At 63.3% G+C, this 23,613-nt stretch carries 17 protein-coding genes and 1 tRNA gene; 17 read left to right on the top strand and 1 reads right to left on the bottom strand.

All coding sequences use genetic code 11. The annotated features are described in order from the left end of the window. Positions 1-99 precede the first annotated feature (99 nt). From K8F61_RS06485 to K8F61_RS06405, 17 genes are all read left to right on the top strand, one after another. On the top strand, positions 100-858 hold the full coding sequence (locus K8F61_RS06485; protein ID WP_418888077.1) for a class I SAM-dependent DNA methyltransferase: 759 nt from the start codon (positions 100-102) through the stop codon (positions 856-858). Continuing rightward, complete coding sequence (locus K8F61_RS06480; RefSeq protein ID WP_231821095.1) at positions 858-1,661, top strand: class I SAM-dependent methyltransferase; 804 nt, start codon at positions 858-860, stop codon at positions 1,659-1,661. The genes K8F61_RS06485 and K8F61_RS06480 overlap by 1 nt, the downstream gene beginning before the upstream one ends. Positions 1,662-1,673: 12 nt before the next feature. Then, a complete protein-coding gene (gltX, locus tag K8F61_RS06475) occupies positions 1,674-3,182 on the top strand; it encodes a glutamate--tRNA ligase (protein WP_219085819.1) in 1,509 nt (502 codons plus the stop codon). A gap of 277 nt (positions 3,183-3,459) precedes the next feature. Beyond that, entirely contained in the window at positions 3,460-3,846 is a 387-nt protein-coding gene (locus K8F61_RS06470; RefSeq protein WP_231821094.1) for a nuclear transport factor 2 family protein, read from the top strand. 29 nt (positions 3,847-3,875) lie between these two features. Then, positions 3,876-4,367: a lipocalin family protein gene (locus K8F61_RS06465; protein ID WP_067245805.1), complete on the top strand. Its 492-nt coding sequence runs from the start codon at positions 3,876-3,878 to the stop codon at positions 4,365-4,367. A gap of 90 nt (positions 4,368-4,457) precedes the next feature. Continuing rightward, a tRNA-Gln gene (locus K8F61_RS06460) sits at positions 4,458-4,529 on the top strand. Between the two features lie 193 nt (positions 4,530-4,722). Beyond that, complete coding sequence (locus K8F61_RS06455) at positions 4,723-4,914, top strand: helix-turn-helix transcriptional regulator (RefSeq protein ID WP_231821093.1); 192 nt, start codon at positions 4,723-4,725, stop codon at positions 4,912-4,914. After that, positions 4,841-6,151 (top strand): tyrosine-type recombinase/integrase, encoded by a 1,311-nt coding sequence (locus K8F61_RS06450; RefSeq protein ID WP_231821092.1) that lies wholly within the window; start codon positions 4,841-4,843, stop codon positions 6,149-6,151. The genes K8F61_RS06455 and K8F61_RS06450 overlap by 74 nt, the downstream gene beginning before the upstream one ends. A 563-nt stretch (positions 6,152-6,714) precedes the next feature. After that, positions 6,715-10,152, top strand: a complete 3,438-nt coding sequence (gene mobF, locus K8F61_RS06445) for a MobF family relaxase (RefSeq protein ID WP_231821091.1) — start codon at positions 6,715-6,717, stop codon at positions 10,150-10,152. 136 nt (positions 10,153-10,288) lie between these two features. Further along, positions 10,289-11,854 (top strand): type I restriction-modification system subunit M, encoded by a 1,566-nt coding sequence (locus tag K8F61_RS06440; protein WP_231821090.1) that lies wholly within the window; start codon positions 10,289-10,291, stop codon positions 11,852-11,854. Further along, positions 11,851-13,011: a restriction endonuclease subunit S gene (locus K8F61_RS06435; protein ID WP_231821089.1), complete on the top strand. Its 1,161-nt coding sequence runs from the start codon at positions 11,851-11,853 to the stop codon at positions 13,009-13,011. The genes K8F61_RS06440 and K8F61_RS06435 overlap by 4 nt, the downstream gene beginning before the upstream one ends. 2 nt (positions 13,012-13,013) lie before the next feature. After that, complete coding sequence (locus K8F61_RS06430) at positions 13,014-14,081, top strand: ATP-binding protein (RefSeq protein ID WP_231821088.1); 1,068 nt, start codon at positions 13,014-13,016, stop codon at positions 14,079-14,081. After that, positions 14,078-17,197 (top strand): type I restriction endonuclease subunit R, encoded by a 3,120-nt coding sequence (locus K8F61_RS06425; protein WP_231821087.1) that lies wholly within the window; start codon positions 14,078-14,080, stop codon positions 17,195-17,197. Before K8F61_RS06430 ends, K8F61_RS06425 begins: the two co-directional genes overlap by 4 nt. Next, on the top strand, positions 17,197-18,429 hold the full coding sequence (locus K8F61_RS06420) for an ATP-binding protein (protein ID WP_231821086.1): 1,233 nt from the start codon (positions 17,197-17,199) through the stop codon (positions 18,427-18,429). The genes K8F61_RS06425 and K8F61_RS06420 overlap by 1 nt, the downstream gene beginning before the upstream one ends. Beyond that, entirely contained in the window at positions 18,419-19,813 is a 1,395-nt protein-coding gene (locus tag K8F61_RS06415; protein WP_231821085.1) for a DUF6414 family protein, read from the top strand. Before K8F61_RS06420 ends, K8F61_RS06415 begins: the two co-directional genes overlap by 11 nt. Before the next feature lie 133 nt (positions 19,814-19,946). Next, positions 19,947-20,480, top strand: a complete 534-nt coding sequence (locus tag K8F61_RS06410) for a type IV toxin-antitoxin system AbiEi family antitoxin domain-containing protein (protein ID WP_231821084.1) — start codon at positions 19,947-19,949, stop codon at positions 20,478-20,480. After that, entirely contained in the window at positions 20,477-21,397 is a 921-nt protein-coding gene (locus K8F61_RS06405; protein WP_231821083.1) for a nucleotidyl transferase AbiEii/AbiGii toxin family protein, read from the top strand. The genes K8F61_RS06410 and K8F61_RS06405 overlap by 4 nt, the downstream gene beginning before the upstream one ends. A gap of 90 nt (positions 21,398-21,487) precedes the next feature. On the opposite strand, the gene K8F61_RS06400 is transcribed toward K8F61_RS06405, so the two are convergent. Beyond that, on the bottom strand, positions 21,488-23,566 hold the full coding sequence (locus K8F61_RS06400; protein ID WP_231821082.1) for a KAP family P-loop NTPase fold protein: 2,079 nt from the start codon (positions 23,564-23,566) through the stop codon (positions 21,488-21,490). Positions 23,567-23,613 lie beyond the last annotated feature (47 nt).

Here is a 23,613-nt window from a genome sequence, read left to right as displayed (position 1 = left end):
ACCCGACCGGCGGAGAAGGGCGACGAGCCGGTCCGCTGATCCGAGAGGTCTCCGCCGGAGACGTACCGCGGCACGAGGCAGCCCGGGGTTTGTAGGGTGATGGTCATGACGGACGACGCGGTTCCCAGCGACCTCTGGACGAACGAGCAGGCCGACCACTACGACGACCCCGACGACCCGATGTTCGCCCCGGAGCTGCTTGCGGCGACCTCCGGCTTCCTCGCGGAGCTCGCCGGCGACGGATCCGCGTTGGAGTTCGCCATCGGTACCGGGCGGGTCGCGGTGCCCCTGCGCGAGCGCGGCGTGCCCGTCCACGGGATCGAGTACTCCCCGGAGATGGCCGCGAAGCTGCGGGAGAAGACCGACGCGATCCCGGTGGTGATCGGAGACATGGCCACCACCCGGCTGGATCAGCGCTTCTCCCTGGTGTACCTCGTGTTCAACACGATCGGGAACCTGTACACCCAGGATGCGCAGGTCGAGTGCTTCCGCAACGCCGCCCGGCACCTGGACCCCGGCGGGCACTTCGTCGTCGAGGTCGGCGTTCCGTCGCTCCGCTCCATGCCGCCGGGACACGACGCGGTGCCGTTCGACATCTCGGAGGGGCACCTCGGATTCGACCAGTACGACCTCGTCACCCAGCGCGCTGTCTCCCACCACTACGTCCGGGAGACCGATGGACGCTTCCAGCATCGCCCCCATCACTTTCGTTTCGTGTGGCCGTCGGAGCTCGATCTGATGGCGCGTCTGGCGGGACTGGAGCCGGTCGCCCGCTACGCGGACTGGGACCGGACGCCGTTCACCGGGGAGAGCACCTCGCACGTCTCCGTGTGGCGCAAGCCCGTCGACGGCGCCTGATGGGGTGGCAGGGGACAGGGCCGGCGTACGCTGCGTCGTACGCCGACCTGTGCGCGGGGACGAGCGGTCCCATCGTCGCGGCGCTCGGAGCGCCGGACGGGGGCACCCTGCTGGACGTCGGCGCGGGCCCGGGCGACGTCTCCGCGCTGCTGGCGCGGGCGGGCTGGGCGGTCACGGCCTGCGAGCCGGAGGAGAGCATGCGCGACGTCGCGCGGGAACGCCACCCGGCACTCCGGATGGAGCCCGGCGGACTGCCCGTCCTTCCGTACGCGGATGACGCGTTCGACGCGGTCGTCGCGAACTTCGTCCTGAACCACGTGGAGGATCCGCGCGCCTCGGCGCGGGAGCTGGGCCGCGTGAGCCGGCTCGTCGCGGTCGCCACGACGTGGGTCGTGTCCCCCTCCTGGTTCTGGGCCTCCGTCGTGACCCGCGCGGGTCTGCCCGAGGCGCCTCCTGCGCGGTTGGCTCCGGAGAACGATTTCGAGCGCTCGGTCGACGGGTTCGAGGGCATGCTCCGTGACGCGGGATGGGAGGAGGGGGACCGACGCGTGAGCGTCCGGGAGCATTCGTGGGTGTGGCGGGTGCGACCCGCGGCGCTGTGGGCGTCGGTGGAGGGCGGCGTCGCCGGCGCGGGGGCGCGCTTCGTCGGCCTCGACGACCGCGAGAGACGTCGTTTCCGGGCGGCCTTCGAGGAGATCGTCGATGAGCATGCCGAGGACGGCATGCTTCCGCTCAGGCACACCGCCGCCGTCGCGGTGACGACGAACGCACCGCGCACCATGGGAGAGACGGCCGACAACTAGAATCGAAGGGCTATGGCTACTCCCGATCCCCGCACCACGACCGCCACCGGCTCGGATGTGCGTGTCCGCTTCTGCCCGTCGCCGACAGGCCTGCCGCACGTCGGCATGGTCCGCACCGCCCTGTACAACTGGGCCTACGCGCGTCACACCGGCGGAAAGCTCGTGTTCCGCATCGAGGACACGGACGCCGCGCGCGACAGCGAGGAGAGCTTCCGCCAGCTCGTCGACGCGCTCACCTGGCTGAAGATCGACTGGGACGAGGGCGTCGAGGTCGGCGGGCCGCACGCTCCGTACCGGCAGTCCGAGCGCCATGACATCTACCGTGAGGTGCTGGACAAGCTCATCGCCGCGGGAAGCGTCTACGAGAGCTTCTCGACGGCGGAGGAGATCGACGCCCGCAACGAGGCGAACGGACGCGCCAAGCAGCTCGGCTACGACAACTACGACCGCGATCTCACCGACGAGCAGAAGGCCGCCTTCCGCGCCGAGGGGCGTCAGCCGGCGCTGCGCCTGCGGGTGCCGGACGAGGACGTCACGTACGTCGACCTGATCCGCGGCGAGGTCACGTTCCCCGCCGGATCCTTCCCCGACTTCGTGATCGTGCGTCCGAACGGGGTGCCGCTGTACACGTTCGTGAACCCGGTGGACGACGCGCTGATGGGGATCACCCACGTGCTCCGCGGCGAGGACCTCATGCCGTCCACCGCCCGCCAGCTCGCCCTCTACGCGGCGCTCATCGATGCCGGGGTCACGACCTTCGTCCCGCGTTTCGCCCACATGCCGCTCGTCCTCGGCGAGACCGGCAACAAGAAGCTCTCCAAGCGCGACCCGCAGGCCGACCTGTTCCTGCACCGCGAGCGCGGCTTCATCCACGAGGGGCTGCTGAACTACCTGGCCCTGCTCGGCTGGTCGATCGGCCCGGATCGCGACGTGTTCTCGCTGGAGGAGTTCACCGCCGCATTCGACATCGAGAACGTGAACCCGAACCCCGCGCGCTTCGATCAGAAGAAGGCCGAGTCCATCAACGGCGACCACATCCGGATGCTGGAGCCCAAGGACTTCGCCGAGCGGATCCTGCCGTACCTCGCGGCGGCGGACGTGTTCGGCGGGGAGCCGACGCATGAGCAGATCGTGCTCGCGTTCCGTGCGGCGCCGCTCGTGCAGGAGCGCGTGCAGCTGCTCGGCGAGGTCCCGGGCATGCTCGGGTTCCTGTTCGCGGAGACGGTCTCGTACGAGGAGGATGCGCTCAAGGGACTGCCGGGCAACGCCGCCGAGGTGCTGACCGCCTGCGTGGACGCGCTGGAGCCGCTGGAGGACTTCACGCCGTCCGCCATCCAGGAGACGCTGTCCGCCGCGCTCGTGGACGGCCTGGGACTCAAGCCCCGTGTCGCTTACGGTCCGCCTCGGGTGGCGCTGACCGGCCGCCGGGTGTCGCCGCCGCTGTTCGAGTCGATGGAGCTCCTCGGCAAGGAGGAGACCCTGCGTCGTCTCACCTCCCTCGCCGAGTTCCTCGCCCGCTGACGGGAGTCTGGGACCGGTTTGGGGCCGAGTTCGGGGGGATTCGGGGCCATCTCGCGCCCCGAACCCCCGTACCGGGCCCCAATCCCGCGTGGTGCCCCCGTGATTCCTGGGCCGGGTTTGGGGCCGAGATTGGGGGGATTTGGAGCCGGGGCGTGCCCCGAACACCCGCGTCGCGCCCCGATCCGGAGTGGCGCGCCGGTTCCGGGCCCCATACCTCAGGGCGGGCGGGGACGGAAGGGGGCTTCCGGCGGAAGCAGGGCGCACGTAGCGTGACGGTATGCGCGCACTCGGCAAGGATGAGCTGTTCGAGCTCGAGCATCGGGGCTGGCGGGCGCTGTGCTCCGGGCAGGGCGGGGCGTTCTACGGCGAGCTGATGCTCCCGGACGCGGTCATGGTGCTGGTGAACGGTGCCGTGATGGGCCGGGACGAGGTCGCCGCCTCGCTCGACGCGGCTCCGCCGTGGGCCCGCTACGAGCTGAGCGACGAGCGTCATCTGCCGATGGGTGACGATGCCGCAGCGCTGATCTATCGCGCGGTCGCGTCCCGCGACGACGACCCGGGCGCGGACGCGGAACCGTTCACCGCACTGATGTCGAGCGTCTATCGCCGTGTGGACGGCCAGCCTCGTCTCGCGCTGTACCAGCAGACGACGATCACGCACTGACCCGGCGGACGCCGGACGAAGGGGGAGGCATGCAGGATGTGACATCGGTGCCTGAGCTGGAGCTGTTTCGTTACCTCGGGCTGTGGTTCGAGGTCGGGCGCCTGCCGCTCCGGTTCGAGGACGACGAGGCCAGCGACGTGACCGCCGAGTACGCGCAGAACGAGGACGGCACCGTCCGCGTCGACAACCGATGCCTGGACGCCGACGGTCAGCCGACGCAGGCGGTCGGCCAGGCGGAACCGGTCGAGGGGCATCCGGGGCGGCTGCGGGTGACCTTCCTCCCGGAGGGGCTCCGATGGATCCCGTTCACACGGGCGGACTACTGGGTGCTGCGGATCGACGCCGACTACACCACGGCGCTCGTCGGCACGCCGGATCGGCGCTACCTGTGGCTGCTCTCACGGACCCCGGAGATCTCCGACGACGTGGAGGCGGAGTTCCTGGCGACCGCCCGCGCACAGGGGTTCGACCTCTCGCCGTGGATCCGCGCACGCCAGTCCGGCCACGTCGTGCAGGTCTGAGCGCGCCACACGCGGGCGGCGCGCCCGGTTTGGCTCCTGGCCGGGCCTCGGGTAAGCTTGAACCTCGGTGCGGGGCTCCGGTTCCGCCCTTGGGGTATGGTGTAATTGGCAACACGGCTGATTCTGGTTCAGTTGTTCTTGGTTCGAGTCCAGGTACCCCAGCGCAAAACTCCTCCGATTCCGCGGGAATCGGAGGAGTTTCATGGTTCCTGGGTACTCGAAAACCGGCCGCGGGGTCCTAAACGGGGTCCAAAACCCCTTTCGGAGGATGCTCGCCGAGGCGTGGCACGGGTTGTTCCGTATCACCCGCGCACTGGCCGCAACGGCCGTGGTGTGGCGTGCGCACCTATGGGGTATGGATACCCGAGACGAGCCCCTGATCATGACCGGCGAGCAGGTCGCCGAGCTGCTGCAGGTCTCGCCGCGTACCATCGAGGAATGGCGGCAGACGAACAGCGGCCCGCCTTTCCGTCGTGTCGGGCGCCACGTGCGCTACCTGCGCCCCGAGGTGCTCGCCTGGTTCCAGGAGCTGGTGCGGCATGGCTAGGCCGAGGCTCGAACCCGGCGAGATCGGCGCGATCCAGATCCGCACCCTCGCATCCGGCCGCGCGCAGGCCACCGCGAAGATGCGCGACGAGGTCGGCGAACTACGCCGACTGAAAGCCACCGGCGACACCGAGGATGAAGCCCGCACGGGTCTCGCGAAGCTGGCCGAAGACATCCGCTACCGCACCGTCGGCCCCGTGCTCGCCCTGGACGCCACGATCGCCCAGGCGTGTGAGGTGTTCGTCTACGAGAAGGAGCAGTCGCAGACCGTCGAGGACACCACGATGGAGTCCTACCGCTCGACGATCAAACATGTCGTGAACCCCGCCTGCGGCAACCTTCCGCTGAAGGATCTCAGCGTGCTGCGCTGCAACCGCATCCTCCAGTCGATCCGCGAGCAGAAGTCGCTCTCCGCCGCGAGGCGTGCCAGGAGCGTGCTCTCCCAGGTGTGCCAGACCGGGATCGAGCACGAGGTGCTCACCGCGAACCCGATCCGTGACGCGAGACGCCTGCCGCTGCCGGAGAAGAAGGAATCTGTGCTGGACCCCGCGCAGGTGATGGTGGTGCAGAGCCTCATCCACGACTGGCGCAAGGACGGCGACGGCCACGGGCCGCGCCCGAACGTCGCGGTGCTGGAGCACGTGATGTGGATCATGATCGGCACCAGCGCCCGCATCGGCGAAGTGCTCGGCCTGCGCCGATGCGACGTGGATGTGACCTCACGCCCCGCGACAGTGCTCATCGCCGGCACCATCAAGCAGAGCAAAGCGAATGGGCTGTACCGGAAGAACACCCCGAAACGCTCACGGCAGAAGCGCCGCGTTGCGCTGCCGAGCTTCTCCGCCGCGGCGATCCGCCATCAGCTCGCGACCGCTGATCGTGACCCGGAGGCGTTCCTGTTCTCGACCAAGACCGGACGACCGCTCAGCGTCAGCAACTACGAGCGCCTGCTGCGCACCTTCGTCGACGACAACGCGGAAGCCCTGCAGCGGGCGGGCATCGACCCGACCGAGTTCTCGACGCACATCTTCCGCCGCACCACCGCGACGATCATCGACGCAGCGGCAGGCATCACCCTCGCCTCTCGCCTGCTCGGTCACGCGAACGAACTGGTCACCCGCAGCAACTACGTCGTCACCGCCGAGATGGTCGACCCGGTCACCGCCGACATCATGGACGACGCGTTCACGGTGATGCTCGGCACCGCGGGCAGCCGCCTCGAAAGCGATCTGCTGTGAAGGCTGGGAGTGCGCCCGGAGGTGCTCTCCGTTTGCTTGCCGTACCTGTCAGAGTGAGCTACGGTACTTGCACCGTGGTCACGCTGGCGCGGACTGGCGAACAAGTCTTCTGCTCGCCGCAAGGTCCAAAACCACGGTGGTGTCGATTCGGCACCACCGTCAAAGACCCGAGTGCGGGAGGGCCGATTCGGCACCCCCACGGCTCCGGCAAATTGTCGCCACCGTGATTCTCGCGTCGGAACCTCCGCTGCTGGCCTCCCAATTATTGGGACGCCGCGGAGTTCCTGACGGTGGCGGAAATTTTCCCGGACCGTGAAGCTCCCCTCTGGGAGCTGACCCTCTCTGCTTCGTCTCATCCTTGCCAGTGCTCAGCGTCGTCAACCGCAGAAGCTGCTTCGATGCCCAACGCGATCTTCATCACGCCTTGCGACTCCGCGAATCTCACGCCTGCGAGACGCCGTCTCTCGATTCCCCTCCTGTCCGACAACTGATTTATGGACGTATGCCACCGATGGTGGGGCGTGCGCACCTCCCTCATGAGACGAATCGTGAGGGGGCCCAAGATGAAGGGCGGCGTGATCCTGTTCCGCGGCACCGGTGCCGCCGCACGCCGCTACCTGGAGTCGGACAGGTCCAACGCCGACGAGTACTACCTGGAGGGCGGCACTGCGCTCGCCGAGTTCGCTGTGAGCGGCCACGACGGAGAAGCCATAGCAACGAGAACGCTCGACCCGGAAGGCTACGCGGCCTGGGTCGATTGGACTGACCCGATCACGGGCACCTCGATGGGAACGCTCCGAGCGGCAAGCGACAGATCGAAGGAATCGCCACGCTTCGCAGAGATGGTCATCAACGCACCGAAATCGCTCTCGATCGCCGCTGCCCTACACCCGGAAGTCTCGGAGGCACTCGACGCAGCACAGCAGGACGCGGCCTCCGAGATTCGCCGCTGGCTCGCCGAACACTCCGTCACCCGCGTCGGCCCGCGGAACGCACGCGAGATCGTGCCGGTGCAGCAATTGCAGACCGTCACCGTCGCGCACAAGACCAGCCGGGCCGGTGACCCGCACCGACACATCCACTTCCAGATCGGCGCCCGCGTCCACGCCGCAGGCAAGTGGCGCGGCCTCGACACCGCCGCACTGTTCAAACAGCAGGGCGCGATCCGCGCACTCGGTACCGCGATCATCGCCGCGCACCCACGGCTTGCCACGGTGCTCGACCAGCACGGACTTACCCTCGACCCGGCGACCGGTGAGGTTGCGGAGCTGGAGCCGTTCAACGCGGTGATGTCGAAGCGCGGTGCGCAGGTCGAACGCAACCTCGCCCGCTTCGAAGCCGAGTGGGAAACAGCCCATCCCGGCGAGGAGCCCGGTCCGGTCGTGCGGGCGAGGTTGAAGGCGAAGGCGTGGGAGCACGAGCGACCAGGCAAGAAGCCCACGGTGCTCGGCAGCGAAGCCGGCTGGCGCGCCGAACTCGAAGACGCCGGCTACACACCGAACCTGCCTCGCGCGCGGCGCATCGCACCCGTCACGCTGGATGAGCTGCACATCGAGGAGATCGCATCGCGTGCGCTCGACCGCTGCGCCGCAGATGCGTCGGCGTGGACGGTGCACACGCTGCGCGAATACATCACGAGGATCACGACCGAGCATGGCGTGCAAGCAAGCCCGCACGAGGTGCGCAACTTCGTGCAACTCGCGGCTGAGCTTGCGGCGGAGACTTGCTTCTCGGTGCTCCCGCCCGGCGCACCGACACCGGAACACGTCGCGCATCTCACCTCGCTGCGCGTCGTCGCGGCAGAGGCGGAACTGCGCGACCTGCTCACTGCACGCGCGGAGCAGTCCACCGAGCCCGTCAAGGATCTCCACCCACTCGCTGCACGGGCGGGACTGGATGACGATCAGGAGTGCGCAGCCGAAGCGATTGCATCCGCCAGTCCGCTCGTCGTGATCGAAGGGGCGGCCGGAGCGGGCAAGACCACGATGCTCAAGGCTGCCATCGCTGTCGCGGCGGCGGAGGGCCGCTCGACGCGGGTCGTGACGCCGACGAAGAAAGCCGCCGACGTGGCAGCCCAAGAACCCGGCATCCCCACCGACTCCGTTGCGTCGCTCGTCTACGCGCACGGATTCCGGTGGAACAGCGACGGCGTATGGACGCGCCTGCAGCCCGGCGACACTGACCCCGAAACCGGCAGAACCTACCGGGGCCCAGTGACGGAAGCACGGCTCGCGAAGGGGGAGCGGATCGTCGTCGACGAAGCCGGAATGCTCGACCAAGACAGCGCACTCGCACTGTTGCGCGTTGCCGACGAAGCCGGCGCCACCATCGCGCTTGTTGGCGATCGAGCGCAACTCCCTGCGGTCGGGCGCGGCGGTGTGCTCGACTTCGCCGCCCGCCTCACCCCGGCTGTTGTCGACATGACCAGCCTGCACCGTTTCACCGATGATGCCTACGCAGCGCTCACGCTCGAACTGCGGCACGGCCGCAACCCCGCCGCGATCTTCGACCAGCTCAACGCGCTCGGGCTCATCAAGCTTCACGAGTGCGATGACGACATACAGGAGACCATCACGAAGACTGCGTGCCCGGAGAAGGCGATCACTGCCGCCACAAACGACGAAGTACGGACGCTGAACGAACGCATCCGCGCCGAGCGCGTTGAACGCGGCGAGGTCGACGACGTGCGAACGGTGTTCGGTAACGACGGGCTCCCCATCGGTGCCGGAGATGTGATCCAGACCCGTCGCAACGAGAGCACACTCGGCGTCGCAAACCGGCAGACCTGGACGGTTCAGCACGTCGGCGACGACGGCGCGCTGAGCGTCGTGGAGACCGTCAACGGCCGGAAGCAGCAGCGCACCGTGACACTGCCGGCGGAGTACGTGACCGAGGACACGCACCTGGCATATTCGGTCACCGCCTACGGTGTCCAGGGTGCGACCGTGAACGCAGCACACACGATGCTCACCGACGCGCTCGACGCAGCTGGTGTCTACGTGGGCATGACTCGCGGCCGCGAGATGAACACCCTGCACGTCGTCGCCGCCGACCTCGACGACGCGAAGCAGCAGTTCGTCGAAGCACTCGCCCGAGACCGCGCCGACCGCGGCTTGGAAGAGGCCACCGAGCGCGCCCGTGAGGCCGTCGTGGGCCTCGTTGCGAACGGGTTTATGTCTATCGTGAACGCAGAGCGTGACCGCGTCATCGAGCGGATCGCGAAGGCCGATGCAGAGCGAGAGCGCTGGGTGTCGGCAGCCGCCACGTTGCGTGACCAGTCCGAGCGGCACAAGGCCGAGTACGAGCCGCAGCGCGAGCTGGCGGCAGCTGCCGATGCGAAGGTTGCCGCACTTCTCGCGGGTGTTGTGGAATCGCTTGCCCAGGAAGCAGCGACGGACGGTGCCGAGTTCCTGGCCGCGCAGCAGGCTGCATACACGGCACACCGCGCGAAAGCGAACGCGCCCCGTTTCCGAAAGCGCTCGGCAACCCGCGCCGCGAAAGACGTAGACGCTCGTCGAGAGGCGGCAGAGCACATCGTGCACGTCAGGTGGCAAAGCATTCCGCACAGCGAGAGTGGCCTCGCCGCATGGGCCGAGGCAGTCGCCCAGCGTCAGGCCGACCATGCGCCCGAGATCATCGAAGCGCGCGCGGAAGCCACGAAGGCCCATCAGATCGTCAGCGAGACCGCCACCCGTCAGTCGCGAGAGCGCGCGGCCCTGTACGAGCGGGTACTTGAGAACCGCCGTACAGATGCGGTCGCCGCGCGGGTCAAGAATCTGCGCGAGCAGGCGACACGGGATCGCCGTTACCTCACCCAACTCGATGCGCTTCGGCCAAATGAAGCGGTGCAGCTCGTCCGCGAGCGTGCCGCTCAGGAAGAGGCTCAGCGACTCGCCGCAGAGAGAGCACGCCAAATCGCTGGCTCTCGTGACGCGCCCTACGAACGAGACTTCGGGAGGCGGACGAACGGGGCGCGCCGTGATGATGGCCGACGCATGTGACCACAGCAAGGCCGGGGCCATATCTACTACAGCGGCAGACAGCGCGGCGACTCGTCGGCGTCGGTGGCCGTCGGTAGGCTCGAAGAAGTTTATGAACACAACTTAAGACGCGCCCTCGGCGCAGGAGACGAACTACATGGCACCGACCACAAAAGAAGGACAGCGCGCCGAGCTGCACAAGACGATCTGGCGCATCGCGAACGACCTGCGCGGCAGCGTCGACGGCTGGGACTTCAAGACGTACGTGCTGGGCACGCTCTTCTACCGCTTCATCTCCGAGAACCTCACGGCCTACATCAATAAGGGCGAGCACGACGCGGGCGATGCTGGCTTCGACTACGCCCGCCTGCCCGACGCGCAGGCCGAGTACGGCCGTGCCGAGACGGTGGCTGAGAAGGGCTTCTACGTCCTGCCCTCGGAGCTGTTCCAGAACGTGCGTGAGCGGGCTCCGCGTGACGCGAACCTCAACGAGACGCTGGAGCGGGTTTTCAAGAACATCGAGGGCTCGGCGGTCGGTACCGACAGCGAGGACGACCTGAAGGGTCTGTTCGACGACCTCGACGTCAACAGCTCCAAGCTCGGCAACACGGTCGCGAGACGCAACGAGAAGCTCGTGAAGCTGCTCGACGCGATCGGCGACCTGCCACTCGGGAACTTCGAGGACAACTCGATCGACCTGTTCGGGGATGCCTACGAGTACCTGATGCAGATGTACGCCTCGCAGGCCGGCAAGTCCGGCGGCGAGTACTACACGCCGCAGGAGGTCTCCGAGGTTCTCGCGAAGATCACCGTGGTCGGCAAGAAGCGGGTGAACAAGGTGTACGACCCAGCTGCAGGTTCGGGTTCGTTGCTGTTGAAGTTCGCGAAGGTGCTCGGGCGTGAGAACGTGCGCGGCTTCTTCGGTCAGGAGATCAACCTGACTACGTACAACCTCGCCCGCATCAACATGTTCCTGCACGACGTGAACTACGAGAAGTTCAACATCGCGCACGGCGACACCCTCACCGACCCGCAGCACTGGGACGACGAGCCGTTCGAGGCGATCGTCTCCAACCCGCCCTACTCAATCAAGTGGGACGGCGACGCGAACCCGCTGCTCATCAACGACGAGCGCTTCGCCCCTGCCGGTGTGCTGGCGCCGAAGTCAAAGGCTGATCTCGCGTTCACGATGCACATCCTGTCGTGGCTGTCGGTGAACGGCACGGCGGCGATCGTCGAGTTCCCCGGGGTGCTGTATCGGGGCGGTGCGGAGCGGAAAATCCGTCAGTACCTCATCGACAACAACTACGTGGACGCCGTGATCCAGCTGCCTCCGGATCTGTTCTTCGGCACCACCATCGCGACCTGCATCATCGTGCTGAAGAAGTCCAAGACCGACAACGCGGTGCTCTTCATCGACGCCTCGGCCGAGTTCGCCCGGGTCGGCAACAAGAACAAGCTGCTGCCGGCGAACCAGGAGCACATCCTGGAGCACTTCACTACTCGCGAAGATGTCGACCACGTCGCCAAGCTCGTGTCGAACGAGGACATCGCCGCCAACGACTACAACATCGCCGTGTCGTCATACGTCGAAGCCGAAGACACGCGCGAGGTCATCGATATCACCGAACTCAACGCTGAGATTGCCCAGATCGTCGCGCGGCAGGCAGAACTGCGTACCTCCATCGACAAGATCGTGGCGGATCTGGAGGATATGAAGTGAGCCACATCGACGGCCTGATCACGGAGCTTGCACCCGAGGGGGTTGAGTTCAAGACGCTGGGTGATATCGGCGAGTTCATTCGCGGCAATGGCCTGCAGAAGTCCGACCTCACCGACGAGGGCGCGCCCGCTATTCACTACGGTCAGGTGCATACCCACTACGGCGTCTGGGCCGAGACGACGAAATCGTTCACCGATCCCGCACTGGCTGCCAAGCTGCGACGTGCGAACCCAGGCGATCTGGTTATTGCGACAACGAGCGAGGATGATGCCGCGGTGGCTAAAGCGACCGCATGGCTTGGGCGTGGTGAAGTCGCAGTAAGCGGCGATGCATACATCTACCGACACACGGTCGATCCTCGCTACGTCTCCTACTTCTTCCAGTCCGAGCGGTTTCAGGAGCAGAAAGTCCGGTACATCACCGGAACTAAAGTTCGTCGTGTCTCCGGCGACGCACTTGCAAAGATCCGAATCCCCGTCCCGCCTCCCGAGGTTCAGCGGGAGATCGTGAGAATATTGGATCAGTTCACTCAGCTGGAAGCGGAGCTGGAAGCGGAGCTGGAAGCTCGTCGACGCCAATACGAATACTACAGGAGTAGTCTTCTTGCTTTCGGCGATGAAGTTGACCGCGCGTTTCTTGGCGATATTGCGACGATTGGCACTGGCAGCCACGACACCAAAGATGCTGTGGCCGACGGAGAGTACATGTTCTATGCGCGTGGTCGAGAACCTCTTCGCCTCGACTCGTTCGATTTCGACGAAAGCGCAATCATTACGGCTGGCGATGGTGTAGGTGTTGGGAAGGTTTTCCACTTCGCGACCGGTCAGTACGCACTTCACCAGCGCGCATATCGCATTGTTCCGAACGAGGGCGTAGACGCGCGATATATTTATCATTACCTTGTGACTGATTTCGCGCGATATCTTGAGCGCAATTCGGTTCATGCCTCTGTTACGTCGCTGCGACGCCCCATGTTTTTGAAGTATCCGGTTCCCCTGCCTCCTCTCGATGAACAGCGTCGGATTTCCTCCGATCTCGATAAGTTCGATGCTCTCGTGAAGGACCTCAGTGTCGGCCTCCCTGCCGAGCTTGAAGCTCGCCGTAAGCAGTACGAGTACTACCGCGACAAGCTACTGACCTTTAAGGAGGTTGTCTAGAAATGACGAGCCTTCATGAAACGGTCGTGAGCTTGGCCGACGAGGTATTGCAGGGCCTTGCCGGTTCGCATACTGCCTTGATTTACGCCCCGAACACGATCGGTAAGACCCGGCTGGCTCAGCACCTTAAGGAGCGTGATCCGGAGAGCGTGGTCCTCTACAACTCCTTTGTAGAGGACGTGTTCACCTGGGACAACGAGCGAGTCGTGCTCAAGATGAACCCATCGTCAGAGCTATTAGAAACTATCGTGACCCAAGGCCTTGACAGTGCTATCGTCGATAGCTTCCAAGCTTTCACGAGCGGTAAAATTGAACCAAGGCTTGATTTCGAGAGCGGCGATATTAGCTTTGGCATACACAAGGGCGATGACAGTTCGGCGGATGGCATCAAGATATCTCGGGCTGAGGAGAGTATATTTGTTTGGAGCGTTTATTACTCTGTTTTGAGCGAAGCAATTGAGACACTTCGCGATAGCCCCGAGTTGCGTTCTACGGCTGACTATGACGGGCTAACGCTTGCGGTCATAGACGACCCCGTGTCATCCATGGACGATGTGCGAATCGTATCAGTGGCGCTCGCGCTGTCGGAGCTTATTAAGCGAGCGTCAGAGATCGACTTGAAGTTTGTTATCGCCACTCACCACGCTCTCTTCTTTAATGTTCTGTTCAACTCGCTCCGTCGGAGGAGTGACCGAGCATACGTTCTTGCGCGAGGGTCAGTCGCCGGGTGGACGCTTGCTAAGCAGTCGAAGGACTCACCTTTCAGCTACCACCTGGGAATTATCGAAGATATTCAAGGGGCGATCTCCGCGAATGCTATTGAGCGAGCCCACTTCAATCAGTTCCGAGCCCTGCTCGAGAAGACGGCCAACTTCCTCGGATACACAGGAGGCTGGGGCGATCTCTTGGTCGGGCCAAATGCCTCATTGGTGACGAAGATTCTTAATCTGTACAGCCATTACCGGTTTGCTGATATTGATACCTCCGAGGTGGCCACAGAGTACAAGGAGGCTTTTAGGAGCGAGTTTCATGAGTTCCTTAAGACGTTCAGATGGGCGGCTGCGGGATGAGCAGCACTGCTCCCCGCAAGTATGACCCGATCGCCGTCTCGTCCGAGAGCACGGTCGTCGCTGAGTGGGTTCCCGATGCGAAGGCGGACGCGGCGTATCAGTCGGAGGCGGCGCTGGAGCGCGAGCTGATCCGTCTTCTGGAGTCGCAGGCGTATGAGTACCTGCCGATCACCTCCGAGGAGCAGCTCACCCAGAACCTCCGCGCGCAGTTGGAGGCGCTGAACCACATCACGTTCTCCGACGCGGAGTGGCAGAACTTCTTTGAGAACGTGATCGCTGGGAAGAACGATGGCATCGTCGAGAAGACGGTGCGCATCCAGGAGGATCACGTCCAGCTCCTCAAGCGTGACGACGGTTCGACGAAGAACATCACCTTGCTCGACAAGCAGAACATCCACAACAACCGGCTGCAGGTCATCAACCAGTACGAGATCGACCGTGCCGACGCGGTCGACGGGACCGGCGCGGGCGGGCGTTATGCGAATCGCTACGACGTGACGATCCTCGTGAACGGCCTGCCGATGGTTCATATTGAGCTGAAGCGTCGTGGCGTGGACCTCCGTGAGGCGTTCAACCAGATCGACCGTTACCAGCGCGACAGCTTCTGGGCGGGCTCGGGCCTGTTCGAGTACGTGCAGCTGTTCGTGATCTCGAACGGGACGTTGACGAAGTACTACTCGAACACGACTCGCAGCCAGCACCTCAAGGAGGGGCAGAAGCCCAGCAAGGGGCGGAAGACGTCGAACAGCTTCGAGTTCACGTCGTGGTGGGCCGACAGCACCAACAGGCCGATCCAGGATCTGACGTCGTTCGCGAAGACGTTCTTCGCCAAGCATGCCCTGCTGAACATCCTGACGAAGTACTGCGTGCTGACCGCCGACCGGCTGCTGCTGGTGATGCGTCCGTATCAGATCGTCGCGACTGAGCGGATTCTGCAGCGCATCGACATCGCCACCAACTACAAGCGCCTCGGCACGGTCGAGGCGGGCGGGTATGTGTGGCACACGACGGGCTCGGGCAAGACGCTGACCTCGTTCAAGACGGCTCAGCTCGCGTCGGCGCTGCCGAGCGTGGACAAAGTGCTGTTCGTCGTGGACCGCAAGGACCTCGACTATCAGACGATGCGCGAGTACGACCGCTTCCAAAAAGGCGCGGCGAACTCGAACACCTCCACAGCCGTGCTGAAGAAGCAGCTCGAAGACCCCGCGGCGAGGATCATCATCACGACGATCCAGAAGCTTTCGACGTTCATCAAGGCGAACAAGGGCCACGCGGTCTACGACCAGCACGTCGTCATCATCTTCGACGAGTGTCACCGTTCGCAGTTCGGCGACATGCACACCGACATCACCCGGTCGTTCAAGCGGTACAACCTGTTCGGCTTCACCGGCACGCCGATCTTCGCTGCGAACAGCGGCTCGGGCGGCAACCCACAGCTGAAGACCACGGAGCAGGCGTTCGGCGAGAAGCTGCACACGTACACAATCGTCGACGCGATCACCGACAAGAACGTGCTGCCGTTCCGCATCGACTACGTCAACACGGTCAAGGTAGGCACCGTCATCGACAAGCAGGTCTCCGCGATCGATGCGGAGAAGGCGCTGCTCGACCCGAAGCGCATCGGTGAGATCGTCAGATACACGCTGGAGCACTTCGACCAGAAGACGAAGCGCTCCTCCAGCTATGAGCACTCGGTCGTGACGAACGTGGCCGAAGCGACGCGCATGCGGCGACAGGCGGAGGCGCTGCGCGAGCGGAAGCGGGTGCGGGGCTTCAATGCGATCTTCGCGACCGCGTCGATCGATGCGGCCCGCCGCTACTACAACGCCTTCCAGATTCAGCAGGAACAGCTCCCGCCCGACAAGCGGCTGAAGATCGGGCTCATCTACTCCTACGGCGCGAACGGGGCGGCCGACGACGGCATCCTCGACGACGAGGCCTTCGACACCGACGCGCTGAGCACCGACGCGCGCGGGTTCCTCGAGGACGCAATCCAGGACTACAACGACCTGTTCGGCACGAGCTACGACACCAGCGCCGACCGATTCCAGAACTATTACAAGGATCTCTCCCAGCGGCTCAAGAACCGGGAGCTCGACCTCGTGATCGTGGTCAACATGTTCCTCACCGGCTTCGACGCGACGACGCTCAACACCCTCTTCGCCGACAAGAACCTGCGTGCGCACGGCCTGATCCAGGCTTACTCGCGTACCAACCGCATCCTCAACTCCGTTAAGACCTACGGCAACATCGTCGCGTTCCGTGATCTTGAGGAGGAGACCAACGCGGCTCTGGAGTTGTTTGGCAACAAGGACGCCCGTGGTGTCGTGCTGCTGAAGCCCTATGGTGACTACTACGGCGAGTATGCCGAGAAGGTGCAGGAGTTGCTGACTGGGTTCCCGCTTGGGCAGCCGATCATCGGGGAGAGCGCTCAGAAAGAGTTCATCGGGCTATTCGGCGCGATCCTTCGGCTGGAGAACATCCTTACTTCTTTCGATGACTTCGCCGGGCACGAGATCCTCACTGAACGTCAGGGGCAGGACTACCGCAGCGTCTACCTCGACTTCTACGCGGAGTTCCGTAAAGAGAAGAGTGCCGAAAAAGAACTCATCAACGGCGACGTGGTCTTCGAGATCGAACTGATCAAACAGGTCGAGATCAACGTCGACTACATCCTCATGCTCGTAGCCAAGTACCGGGAGCAGTTCGGCGACGGCCAAGACAAAGAGATCCGCTCGGAGATCTCTCGAGCTGTGGAGGCAAGCCCGACCCTGCGCAACAAGAAAGACCTCATCGAAGCCTTCGTTGACTCGGTATCGGTTGATGGTGCGGTAGATGAGGAGTGGCAGGCGTTCATCGCCGCGAAGCGCGAGGCGGAACTCGCTGCGATTATCGAGGAGGAGAACCTCCGTCCCGATGCCGCCCGCGCGTTCGTCGAGACTGCGTTCCGCGACGGCGCTCTCCGTACGACCGGCACGGCGATCACGAAGGTGCTCCCGCCCGCATCGCGCTTTGCGGCAGGCGGCGGCCACGGCGAGAAGAAGCAACGTGTGATCCAGAAGCTTGGCGCCTTCTTTGAGCGCTTCTTCGGCCTCAGCTCAGGAGGTGATGCCTGATGGATGGAGGAGAGTTCGAATCCAGGACGGATGGAATTTTCATCAAAGTGATCGACGTCATAGAGGACGGCCATGTCTTCTACGGCCGTCTTCCCAATGGTGGAAACAGTCGGTTTTCGTTCCCACAACCGGTCGACCTGAATCGTGGCGACATCATCTTTGTGAACGAAGATCAGCAGTGGTTCCCCGCACCAAACGCGGCCTGGCCCGATGACAGTAGTGTCGGTGTCGTCCGAAAGATTCTCGAGGACAGGAGCAAAATCGTTGTCGAGACGAGTGGTGGTGGCATGCGTATCCTGAGCGGGCCGCAGACCATCGACGTCGAACCGGGTAACACGATCCAGTACACGGAAGTCGATGGCATCGTGGACGTCGTCTCGAGAACGCCCATCCGCTACCGAGAAACCGGGGTAGACGAAGACCTCGCGGCGTACATCGTCAAGCCCGGAGAGGAGCCACTGTCCTTCGATGCGCTCGGCGGATACGACGAAGTCAAGGCACGAGCGAGGGAGCTGATCGAAACGCAGCTCGGTCGAGCTAGCGAGTTGAAGGCGATCGGCGCAAAGCCGGTGAAAGGAGTTCTATTCACGGGTGCACCCGGCACGGGGAAGACACATCTTGCGCGTATCATCGCGGACGTTTCGGGAGCGGTGTTCTACCAAGTGAGTGGGCCTTCTGTGGTAAGTAAATGGGTCGGCGACAGCGAAGAAACACTCCGGCGACTATTTGAGGACGCCGCCAAAAAAGAGCGCGCCATCATCTTCTTCGACGAGATCGACAGCATCGCCGCTCGCCGGAGTTCTGATTCCAACGGCGAGTCAAAGCGAGTGGTTGCCCAGCTCCTGACCTTGCTGGATGGCTTCAAGCCTGACAGCAATGTGATCGTCATCGCCGCCACAAACCGAGTCGAGGATATTGACGAGGCTCTTCTCCGTCCAGGGCGTTTCGACTGGGAAATCGCGTTCGATCTCCCTACAGAGCACGATCGGCTCGAGATTCTAAAGATGAAAGCCGGCGAGCTCCAGGTCGATGATCGACTTCCGATCGACGACCTCGCTCGAGCCACTGATGGTTGGTCAGGTGCGATGTTAACCGCAATCTGGACTGAGGCGGCGCTCCTTGCGGCAGGCGATCGGCGTTCAAAGATCGCGGACGAGGATCTTACGATCGCCTTCGAGCGCGTGCGGTCTCGGCCTGTGCGCGCCAGAACGGAGGGCGTTAATGTCGCTTAAGAACTGGATGCTGCATCCGGTGAAATCGTTCCGAGGCTGGCGGCTAACGCGCAGGCGGAAGAATTACGCTGAGCAGATAAAGAAGAAGCTTCCGCTCCGAGAGTTCGTATACCTGGATGCGGTGAGTCTTCATAGTCTGCTTGTATCGCAAACTGACACGATCCCAGAAGCGATCACTCAAACAATATCTCGAGCAGATGAAGCGGAACTGATCGGCAGCGCAAGCGCGTCGGCAGGAAACGACCTTGTTGGCAAGGCAGAAGCCCGGGCGAGCGCGCGTTACCAGACCAGTAACAGTGACAGCATGCAAAGTTCCCGCAAGGCCGTGATCCAGACCCTCTTCAAACAGTTGAGAGAGCAGCCACTTGATTTCAAACTGTCGCCGCCCGAGCAAGTCGATGCGCTCAAGGAAGCGACCGACATTATGGGCACGCCAGAGAATGTGGCTGCAGCGGCTTCGTCTTTTGTGCGCGGAGACCTGGTAGAGGTTGAAGTGGTACTCGCGGTCGACCCTGTGTTCAAACTCGGTGCGATGATGAACGAGTGGTCGGCGATGGCAGACGAGTACCCTGCCATGTTCTCCTCTCATGGCACGCTCGGGTTTCTGCGTGAGTCAGAGCCGATCATGAAGGTTCTCGATCGATTTCTCACAGGTCTTATCCCTATTAGAGCTACGGCGGTCAACTACGTCGTAGTCACCATCGATGGCATTGAGTACGTCGTACACAAGGATGCGGTGACAAGGCTTGAGATTGAAACTCAGCCGCTATTCGTGACGGGAGTCACGGAGCATCTCGGGTTTTGGAAAGACATAAGGAGAGTCCTGTTCTCCGATGCGCGCTTTACAATCTTGTCTCGCGTCGCGAGGGATGGGCTGCACGACAAGTGGACACCTGTCAAGCTCGCCGATCTCTTTAGCGAAGTTGCGCCAGACTTTGTTGACCAGATCAACGCGATACGAAGCCCTACTGCGGAGGACAGGGCTACGGTGACTGCCAACGCGCAGAATCTCGCTCTTGCGAAAGCCTTGACTCACTACAGGCTCACGATTGCACCGGAAAACGCAACGTGGAGAGGCGTTCATCAACAGGAGTTTGCTGCACTCATCGCACACGCGTCGACCGGAGCAACCGACGCAATTGCTCAGCGGGAAGCGTTCGATTGTGTGAGGGAGCAAGTCATTTCTCAGCTTGGAGTAGATGCCCCCTCGCCGGATGCGGATCTTAAGGCGCGTCAGGATGCGCGATCGGCGGCAGGGCTTGAACTCCTGCCAACGAGCCAGGTGCTCGTTCAGACTACAGATGCTCCATCAGGTATCGCAGCAGAGGATGCAAGGACTCCTGGTCGCATCCTCGACACCGAGGTCATTGCCATCTACTGGTGATGCGATTGGTGTGCATGGGTCACGCCGGAGTGTTCGAGGCTGTTGCCGTGACGGTACATCTACTGCCGACCACGTCGAGCAGAGTGCCGAAACCGTACCTTTTATAGTACGGTATTGGCGTGGAGGTGCATTAATGGGGTACCGGCAGGAGCTATGGGAGATCGCCGCATCCCGCAACGGCGTGATGACCGTTGCCGAGGCGGAGGATGCGGGCGTGCCCGCTGTTGAGGTGCGGAAGCTCGCAGCCCGTGGCGCGCTACGCGGGCACGGGCAGGGTGTCTACACGCATCGCGACGTGCCGACGACCCCGTTTACTGAGCCGACGATTGCCGTGGCTCTTGCCGGGGAAGGCGCGTTCTTGCACCGTGAGTCCGTGCTCGATCTGCTCGGGCTCGGGCAGTTCAACCCGCCGAAGGTGCGTGTGGGTACGCGTCGCCGCGTGCGGCGGAAGCTGCCGGAGTGGATGGAACTGGAGAACCGGCCTGACGTGCCCGATGAGGATCTCACTCACTACGAGGGCATCCCCGCGACGACCGTTCGACGGGCGCTGGAAGACATGCGGGATAGGATGCCGCCGGAGCGATGGAGGGCCGTGGTCGATGAGGCGCTCAGACGAGACTTGATCGGCGAGCAGGACGCGGCTGTGTGGAAGGCGGTGTCGGTGTGAGCGAAGTGACCCCTCCGCTGAATGTGACGCAGCTCAATGCTCGGCTCGCGCAGGTCGCCTCCGAACTGGGCATCCCGGTTGCGCGTGCTCGAGTGATGCTCTGCACGCTGATCGTGTCGCAAATGCTTCCCGACGCTGTCGCCGTCAAGGGCGGCATGGGTGTGAAGCTGCGCTTCGGTGAGCGCGGCACGCGCGCTACCTCCGACCTCGATGTCTCCACCCGCGTCCGCGGTGAAGAGTTCGAGCAGGCGTTCCGCGCGCGTCTGGCCGAGGGCTGGGGAACTGTGCCGGCGTCGAAAGGTGAGCTGCGTCGCAACCCGGATGCGCCGGAACGCGTCGCGTTCACCGCAACCGTCCGGGCAGTGAAACTCCATGACCCTGGGCTTGCTCGGCCGGAGTATGTGATGCACCCGTACCGCGTATCGATCGCGCTCCTCGGCAACGCCTGGGGCGCGCTTGATGTCGAGGTCTCCGATCCTGAGATCGATACGCACTCACATAAACGAAAGGAGATCGACGGCGAGCTTGTGCAGTTCGGCGCCTACTTCGGATTCGGGGATCTGCAACCCGTCGAGCTCGTCGACCTGGAGTACCAGATCGCGCAGAAACTCCACGCTGTCACCGATCCCGCCTACGAACGAGCACACGACCTGGTCGACCTGCAACTGCTATGGGGCGCTGATCCCGATCTGACTGTCCTGCAGAGACTGTGCGAGCGGACGTTCGACTGGCGACATCAGCAAGCCTGGCCGCCGCTCCCGTTGCGCCCGATGGGCGGCTGGGAGCTGGCCTACGCCGACGCGCGCTCCGAGACTGAGATCGACGGCCACACTCCCGTACTGCCGGACGTCGCAGCGGCGCGCCGCTGGCTTGAACAGATCGTCGGCCAGATCGCCTCGTCGCCTGCTCTAGATTGACACCGGTCGGACACAAGGGATGAATACGACCGCCGCGCCCGTCGGCGTTACATCGCTGCCAGTTGGATCTGTTGGGCGCGGACGCCCTGTCTAGAAGCGCTCTGGTCGCCAACCGGACAAATACTTGTCCGCGAGTTGGAGAGCTTCGTCATCTCCCAGAGCTTTGCGCACGCTTCCCACGACCTCCTCTATTGCGGCTTCAGATCCGAACACCTGGACGAGAAGCTCCCAAGCAAGACGGTCTTCGGATCTGATCTGTCGAGAGTCCATCGACTGCGATCGTGCGGTGGACTTGAGCGAGTGCAGCACCGCTCGTAGCAGAACGGGATCGTCACTCGGCTTGAGCGGGACTTCGTCCGTCTCTGTCTGGACGGCGTCATAGATGCGCCAGGCATCCCACTCGCGCGACGGCTCGGATGGCGGGGTTCCCTGAAGGCGTGCAACAAATTCCTCCTGGATCTGCGTTGCGAACGCTTCACTGACGAGTTTGAGTCCGGCACCTTCGCGGTGGCCCATGCTGTGGATGAAATCGAGTTGAGACGAGTATGTCTCGATGCCGTCCAGGATCTGTGAGACCAGGGCTTCTCGCTCTGCCTCATCCTCTACACGGCGTAGGAGTCGAAGGATGACGCGCCCCACGGTGATGTCGCAGCGTCCGATGTCGAAGAAGCCGCGTTGCTTCTTCTCGGGAATGGCGTCGATGAGGTTCAGCAGTGTGATTGATGCCGGGACGATCATGTCGGTCGTGAACTTTGCCTCGTACGAGGTGAGGCCCTCGATGACGCTCTCGAGATTCTCAGGGTTCAAGCCGGTCAGATACTCCTTCAGCTTTGCCCCATCGCGCAGAAGCTCAAAGGCCTGCTCGGAGTTTCGAAACGCGACGAGTTCATCTGGCGCGACTCGATCGAAGTAGAGGTTGAGGAAGTCGATGTGAGCCATCCGGTGCGCGGTTCGCCAGGTGCTGAGCCAGTCAGATCCATAGTGATTGTTCTCGATGTATTGCAGCGCGACCGGGAACACGCGATTGAACAGTGCTCGAATCACTTCGTCGTCGTCAGGGTACTTCGCGAGCAATGCAGCAATGGCCTTCTGCGCACGCTCGTCCTTGCGCCCCATGATGTCGCGCGTGCTCGTGAGCTCACTTCGAAGCTTCGATAGTTGCTGGACGAGCTCAGGACGGAACACGCGAAGTGCCTCCATTGCGAGAAGATCAACGAGATCGACTTCATTGCCGAGGCTCTTAATCGTCGACCTGGCAGAGATCGCATAACGTGTGACATCACGCATGTTGGAGAACAGTGGATCGATCACCTCCCAGTAGACATCACTCCATCGGCTGCCGTCGAGTGTGGCGTTTGCGACAGGGGCGAGGATCCGATTCAGCTCTTCGAAGACCTGAGACCGAAGCAACTTCTCTGGCGCTTGCGGGACATCGAAGCTCAACTGGACGATCTTCTCAAGGTACGCCCGCCCGGGTATGCCGTCCTCCGTGAGGGCTTGCTCCACACGTTCTCTGTCGAAAGCCAACACGTAGATAACGTTCGGAAAGCTCGCCGTCAGACGAACGAGCTTGAAGATCTCGCGGATCTCGAGGGTGGTGAGCCGGTCGATGTCGTCGATGACGACCACGATAGGTTGTGTCAGCGCAGTGAGTTCCTTCGTGATCTCTTCCCGCACCTTCTTCGCGCTGCGGTCCGCGTTCGTTGTCTCAGACAGCCCACCTAAGGCGGCTGCTGCGGCTTCCCCTGCAGCCGCGGCTCCGGGGAGCGGAATGAACTGAGATACAGGTTTGAGGATGCCTGCGTACTGAGCGAGCCAGTCCGCAGTCTTGCCGAAGCGACTCTTATTGCGGACGTTGAGCTCCGCTCCAATCTCGGTGAAGAAGAAGTTGACGAGCTGGTTCGAGCCGGAGAACATCCACGGGTTGAAGTCGATGACAGTGAGAGCAGGCTCGGTCTCAAGCTGCTCACGCATCAGGTTGATGAATGAACTCTTTCCGTGCCCCCACGGTCCCAAGATTCCCACTACGAGTCCCTGGCTCGCGTCAAGTTCGCGGATCGACTCCGCGAAGTCGTGCGCGATCGGTGCCCGTCCGAGATTGTCATCGACGGATGACGTGATCGGTGCGTCGATCGGTGGCTTCTCTTGAGGATGTTCTGTACTGCTCATGTGTTCCTGCCTATGCTTTTGTGCCAAGTCTTGCAAGCTGATTCGGG

Origin of the sequence: Microbacterium resistens, assembly GCF_021172025.1 — a bacterium.
Taxonomy (GTDB): Bacteria; Actinomycetota; Actinomycetes; order Actinomycetales; family Microbacteriaceae; genus Microbacterium; species Microbacterium resistens.
This window is presented reverse-complemented; position numbering and strand designations above follow the sequence as displayed.